Source organism: Hallella sp., assembly GCF_037460745.1.
Lineage (GTDB): Bacteria > Bacteroidota > Bacteroidia > Bacteroidales > Bacteroidaceae > Prevotella > Prevotella faecis.
Genome location: NZ_JAXVAE010000013.1, coordinates 1 through 4,460, shown reverse-complemented (window position 1 = coordinate 4,460; position 4,460 = coordinate 1). Strand labels below are relative to the sequence as shown.

At 54.7% G+C, this 4,460-nt stretch carries 3 protein-coding genes; all 3 read left to right on the top strand.

All coding sequences use genetic code 11. The features are described 5' to 3' along the window. The first annotated feature begins 971 nt into the window (after window positions 1-971). Genes WKK33_RS00150 through WKK33_RS00140 form a run of 3 tightly spaced genes read left to right on the top strand, consistent with a single transcriptional unit; the run spans window position 972 to window position 3,962 of the window. The gene (locus tag WKK33_RS00150) at window positions 972-1,820 is read left to right on the top strand and encodes a hypothetical protein (RefSeq protein WP_337931963.1); all 849 of its coding nucleotides are present in this window, start codon (window positions 972-974) and stop codon (window positions 1,818-1,820) included. Further along, the gene (locus WKK33_RS00145) at window positions 1,817-2,854 is read left to right on the top strand and encodes a glycosyltransferase (RefSeq protein WP_337931962.1); all 1,038 of its coding nucleotides are present in this window, start codon (window positions 1,817-1,819) and stop codon (window positions 2,852-2,854) included. The genes WKK33_RS00150 and WKK33_RS00145 overlap by 4 nt, the downstream gene beginning before the upstream one ends. Then, entirely contained in the window at window positions 2,832-3,962 is a 1,131-nt protein-coding gene (locus WKK33_RS00140; RefSeq protein WP_337931961.1) for a nucleotidyltransferase family protein, read from the top strand. Before WKK33_RS00145 ends, WKK33_RS00140 begins: the two co-directional genes overlap by 23 nt. Window positions 3,963-4,460 lie beyond the last annotated feature (498 nt).

Here is a 4,460-nt window from a genome sequence, read left to right as displayed (position 1 = left end):
ATCAGCATAAATTAAAAATAATGGTCAAAATATTTGGATTTTAACATAGAAAGCTGATGCGCACGGATGGGTTTTTTCACGGATCCTTTACTCTTGCTCCGCTGCCTACTGCTTGGTCTTTGATGCGCCCCGGCGCAACGGATGAGCACGGATCTATCGCAGACTGGACGTGAAATGCATCTGTGCAAATCTGAGAGATCTGTGGGAGACAACTAAGCGCCCTATGCGCTTGAAAAAGCAAATGAGAGAATTCGCCCACAGATCGCAGAGCAACACAGATGCCATTCGGGGTGATATTTTAAGGAACACGAATCTCACGAATCTATCGAATGACGACTGAGAGGAAACACCGCCGGTGTTTAAATCTCACGAATGACGTGCGAAGCACACTGACCAAAGGGAGGTAATTTCACCGATGCGCACGGATGGGTCTTTTCACGGATCCTTTACTCTTGCTCCGCGTCCTGCTGCTTGGTCTTTGATGCGCCGCTGGCGCGACGGATGAGCACGGATCTATCGCATGCGGAAAGTTGGATGCAAGGAAAAACATCTGTGCAAATCTGAGAGATCTGTGGGAGACAACTAAGCGCCCAATGTGCTTGAAAAAGCACGTGAGAGAATTCGCCCACAGATCGCACAGAGCAACACAGAAACCATTCGGGGTGATTTATCAAAAGAACACGAGACTCGGCGAAGCCCCACCGACCGTATCGAATGACGGCAGAATGGAAACACCGTCGGTGTTTTGAATATTAAGAACACGAATCTCACGAGACCCGGCGAAGCCCCACCGATCAATGGGAGGTAATCTATCGAATAACAACTGAGAGAAAAACACCGTCGGTGTTTTAAAATCTCACGAGATTTGTCGCAGACCCACTGACCGAAGGGAAGTAATGAGGCGGTGGACCTCATAAAAATCCACATAAACCTTCTGTGGGAGAATTTGCGAATAGCCATTATAACAAGATATGCCTTCATTGTTGAAAACAATCAAGAACGCGTTGTGCCGACTGCTGCAGGCCCGATGGGCTGTAGCCTTTTGGGTTGACGGCCGCCTCATGGTGGTGGGCAATCCCTACCGCGACAATTGGTTTGCCGACCCTTTCATTGTCGACGCCGACGACAAGGCGATAACGTTGCTGGTGGAGGACTTCTCGTTGCAGACATTGAAAGGCTCCATCTCCGAACTCACCATCGACCGTGCGACGTGGAAGATATGCCAACGCCGCCCCGTGTTGGAGGAACCCTTGCAGTTGAGCTTCCCCTATATCGTGCGTCGCGAGGGCGACCGGGTGTGGTTCATGCCCGAGAGCTCGCGGGCCAACCGCCTGTCGCTTTATTGCTACAACCGCGTCGATGGCAGCTGCCGGCGTGAGCGTGACTTGGTGGCGGTCGACCTCTCCGATTCGATCCTCCTGGATGGCTATGTGCTGGCCACGCAGGGTGAGGGGCTCAACGGCGACACGCTCCATCTTTATCGCAAGCAAGGCGAGAACTTTGTGGCCTCGCAACCTCTTGTGTTCAAGGAGCGTGTGGCGCGCAACGCGGGTGCCGTCTTCGAGCATCAGGGCAAGCGCTACCGACCGGCGCAGGTGTGCAACGAGTGGTATGGCGAGGCGCTCAGCATCCAAGAGATCACGGGCGAGGCGGGCCGATGGACGATGAGCGAGGTGCGCCGGCTGACGCCTCCTCCAGGATTCGAGGGATTGCACACATTGAACACCTACAACGACCTGTGGGTGACCGACCTGAAATATTATCCGCATCCGTGGCTCTCCAAATGGGCCTATGTGATGATGGGACGAACCGACCTATGAGAATAGCCTACATCATTCCTTCGCTTTACCGCATGGCGCCCAACCGTGTGGTGCAACAATTGGTGGAGGGCATGATGGCCCGTGGCCATGAGTGCCACGTGTTTTATTTCGATCCCGTCACCACCGACGCCATGGCGTTTCCCTGTCGCGTGACGCGCATCAGTCTGCTGAGGGCCACCGATCTCACGGGCTACGACGTGGTGCATACGCATGGTCTTCGCCCCAACCTTTATGTTTGGATCCATGGCGTGCCGAGGGGCGTAAGGGCCGTGGCCACCATCCACTCGTATGTCTTCGAGGAGTTTCGCTTTATCTACGGACGGGTGTTGGGCTGGATCTTCGGCCACCTCTTTGTGCGCACGCTCAGTCGCCATGACAGGGTGGTGACGCTCAGTAGCGATGCGGTCGCCCATTATGCGCATTGGATTCGCCCATCACGCCTCACCTATTGTTATAATGGTGTGGAGGAACCGACGGTCGACGTGCCGCTTGATGCCGACGACTGCCGTCGCATCCGTGAACACAAGGGTGATGGCGTATTGGTGGCCAACATCTGCTTCTTCGACAAGATCAAGGGACTCGATGTGCTCATCCGCGCCCTGGCGTTGTTGCCAGCCCACTATCGGTTGCTGCTCATCGGCAACGGGGCTGAGGATGGAGCGTTGCAACAGTTGGCGCAACGTCTTTGCCCCGGCCGTGTGCTCTTCCTGGGGCGGCGCCCAAGGGCTTCGCGCTACCTCTCGCTGGTCGATGTGTTTGCGCAGACATCGTGGAGCGAGGGGTTCTGCTTGTCGATGGCTGAGGCCGCGCTGACCCACACGCCCATCGTGTCGTCGGACATTCCCGGCATGCGCGAGAAGTATGGGGCCGATGAGGTGACCTATTTCCCCGCCGGCGACGCACCGGCGCTTGCCGCCGCCCTTCGTGAGGCGGTGGGCGATGAGGCGAAGGCTGATAGGGCCTATCGCAAGGTGGTGTCGCAGTTTGGGGTGGAACAAATGATTACTCGTTATGAAACGATTTACCAAGGCTGAACAACTCTTTTTGCATCTTTTCCGACGTGCGCTGTGGGCCGATGTGCCAACGACGCCCGAGGCGGAGGCACCGATGGCCGATGAGGCTACGTGGCTGAGGGTGGTCGACGTGGCGGTGGAGCAAACGTGCCAAGGACTTCTTGCCGACGCGTTGTCGCAGATGCCCGCCGATCGCCGACCGTCGAAGCCCATCTATTTCTCCATGGTCAATATGACGGCCGAGGCCGAGGACCGCAACCGCAACATGAACCATTGCCTGCATGGGCTCTTCCCTATGTTGGAGCGCCAAGGCATACCGGCTTGGCTGCTCAAGGGCCAGGGGCTGGCGCGATGTTATCCGCAGCCGTTGCACCGCATGTCGGGCGATATCGATGTGTTTATTCCTAAGGCTGAGGCGTTCGACCGTGCCGTGGAGCTGTTTGCCAAGCACTTGCCGGGCGACGGACTGGAGGAAGGGCATGAGCGCACATTCCATGTGGACGATATCGCCATTGAGTTGCATAGCCTGATCGTTACCGACCTCAACGGTCGCTTGCGCCGCAATTTCCCTGCGTGGTGCCAACAGCAGTTGGCGAAGCCACCCGTGATGTGGGACGACGTGGTGTTGCCGCCCGCATCGTTCAACGCCATTTTTGTATTTGTGCATCTGGCACGCCATTATGTGGGGGGCGGCATTGGCTTGCGCCAAGTGGCCGACTGGATGCGGTTCCTCTATGTGCATCGTGTCGGGGGCGACAGTCCACTGGACGTTGCCGAGCTGGAGCGCGACATCGAACATTTAGGAATCAAGCGTCTGTGGCAGGTGTTTGCCACTTTGGCCGTCGACTATTTGGGGTGCCCCGCCGAGGTCATGCCGCTTTACGACCCGCGTCATCATCGGGACGCCGCCATGGTGTTGCGGTGCATCTTCGATGAGGGCAACTTCGGCCATCACGACGAGGCCATGCGTCATCGCCCCAACGGCTTTCTCTCGGGCAAGGCGTTCTCGTTCCTGGTTCAGGTGCGCCGCATGGTCCACAAGTTCCAACTCTTCCCTCGCGAAACGCTGTTCTGCTTCCCCATCCTCATCCGCGACGGCATGGGAAGAATTGTAGGGCGAAAAGCCTAACCATATCTCATTTTTTGTTATTCCGGCTCACGCTATTCGAGCCTTCGCTTGCAACCAAGGGATGTGGTCTGATGAGGGTGTGTCAAAACTAAAATGACTACTCTTCAAAGTTACAGATTATAACTATAATATTTAAAAGGGTCGTATCAAACTCTGTATTGAGTAATGATACGGCCCTTTCTTTAGTCTTTTAGGATGCTCAAATTTCAAATTATAAGTTCATATTTTCAAAAAATGAGTTTTGACACACCCTCATTCTGTAACAGCAGATGGTCGTCAGCTGCGAGGTAAATCTCAGGCTATAGGTTTTTCTCCTATAATTACTCCCATGTTTTTACGTCTTACAAGTTCTGTCAAGAGAATTGAAGCAGCGGTGCTTGTTAGGAATACAAGCGCCGTTAGCAAATATGGATTGACGGGGAGGTCGCCAAAGATGTAAAATAGCAAATTAGTACTGATGCGATAAAATCGCATAGTTATTAAAATTCATCAAATAAA